Source organism: Bacillus sp. GMs2/2, from assembly GCF_050172095.1.
In the GTDB taxonomy this organism is placed as follows: domain Bacteria; phylum Bacillota; class Bacilli; order Bacillales; family Bacillaceae_G; genus Bacillus_A; species Bacillus_A cereus.
Genome location: NZ_JBNLYE010000596.1, coordinates 1 through 1,798, shown reverse-complemented (window position 1 = coordinate 1,798; position 1,798 = coordinate 1). Strand labels below are relative to the sequence as shown.

Here is a 1,798-nt window from a genome sequence, read left to right as displayed (position 1 = left end):
TTCACCTTTTTTCTCTTTAATTTTGATAAGTGCTATTGATATTCCGTAAACCCTTTATTATTAAGGAGACAAATTATTATCGATAGGGTATACTCTATTGATAATAACTGTTTTTTCAGAAGAAAGGAATCCAATATTGAAAACAAGAGAACTTCTTACAGATGCACAAAGAACATTTTTTTATGAAATTCCAAGTCAGATGGATGAACGTGAATTAATTCGATATTACACCTTATCTGATGAAGAGTTACAAATTATTAATCAACAGCGGGGGGATCACAACCGTTTGGGATTTGCTATTCAAATTTCTTATCTCCGTTTTCCAGGGAGGCCATTATCGGCTAAAGAAAATATTCCACAATTTCTCGTGAAATTTCTTGCAAAACAAATAGGTGTAGCATCTTGGGAGGTACAAAATTACGCACGTACTCGAGATACCACACGGCGAGAGCATGTAAATAAAATACGGAATTTTTATAATTTACGTACTTTTACTTTGAGAGAATACCGTGAATTAGCACGATGGCTTCTTCCTTTAGCAATGAAAACAGAAAATGGGTATTTACTGGTAGAAGCTCTTATTCAGGAAATGAGAAAACGAAAAATTATCCTTCCAGCAGTTTACGCTATAGAACATTTAGCCTGGTCTGTAAGAGAACGCGCTAAGCAAAAAAATTTTAAATATTTAACGAAAGGACTTTCTTCTTTTCAATACGAACAACTAGATACATTACTTTATACCCGTGAAGAGAACAAAAAATCACTTTTATCCTGGCTACGTCAACCACCGGGGGTTATATCGCTTAAAAATTTTCATGAAATTTTGGATCGATTAGAATTTATTCAAAGTTTAAATTTACCTTTAGATAATGGGAAAGAAATTCATCAGAATAGATTAATACAAATGGCCCGCGAGGGCTCTCGTTATTCTATACAACACTTATCTAGGTTTAATGAAAGGAAACGATATGCAACGATTATGGCCTTTCTTATCCATATCTATGCTTTTTTAACTGATCAAGGTTTAGATATGTTTGCAAAATTAATGGGACGAATGTTTAACCGCGGAGAAAATAAACATAATAAACAATTTCAGAAAGATGGAAAATCAATAAATGAAAAAGTTAGACTTTATGTCGAAATAGGAAAAGCATTAATTGAAGCAAAAGAATTAGAAACAGACCCTTTCGAAGCTGTACAATCTATTATATCTTGGGAGAAATTTATTCACTCTGTACATGAGGCTGAAAGCTTAGCTAGACCAATAGAATTCGATTACCTAGATTTACTCGATAATCATTATGGACATTTTCGTAAAATGGCTCCACGTTTACTCAATAGATATGTGTTTAAAGCTTCTTCAACAAGCCAAACTGTATTACAAGCATTAGAACTATTAAAAGAAGTCAACCAATCTGGAAAACGAAAAATACCTGATAATGTACCGACAGATTTTATAAAGTCTAAATGGATGAAATATGTGTACCAAGACGATAAAATAAATCGACATTACTATGAATTTAGTGTGTTTTCAGAGTTACTGAATACCCTTCGTTCTGGTGATATGTGGGTAAAAGGGAGTAAACAATATAAGGATTTCGAAGAATATCTTTTACCACCCCATACTTGGCAGCACATGAAGCAAACCCAACAAATTCCCCTGGAATTTACAGAGGATGTAGAAAAATATTTAAACAAACGCTTTGAACAATTAGATATAGAACTTTCAAAAGTCAATTGTTTAATTGCAAATCAAGATTTGCCAGGTGTAACGATATATGGAGGTAAAATACAAGTT

General features: G+C 32.9%; 1 protein-coding gene. It reads left to right on the top strand.

Features of this window, described 5'->3' with window-relative positions; genetic code table 11:
- Positions 1-136 precede the first annotated feature (136 nt).
- Positions 137-1,798, top strand: a 1,662-nt coding sequence (locus tag ACQGS6_RS27745; protein WP_426965976.1) for a DUF4158 domain-containing protein, incomplete at its 3' end; no start/stop codon positions are given.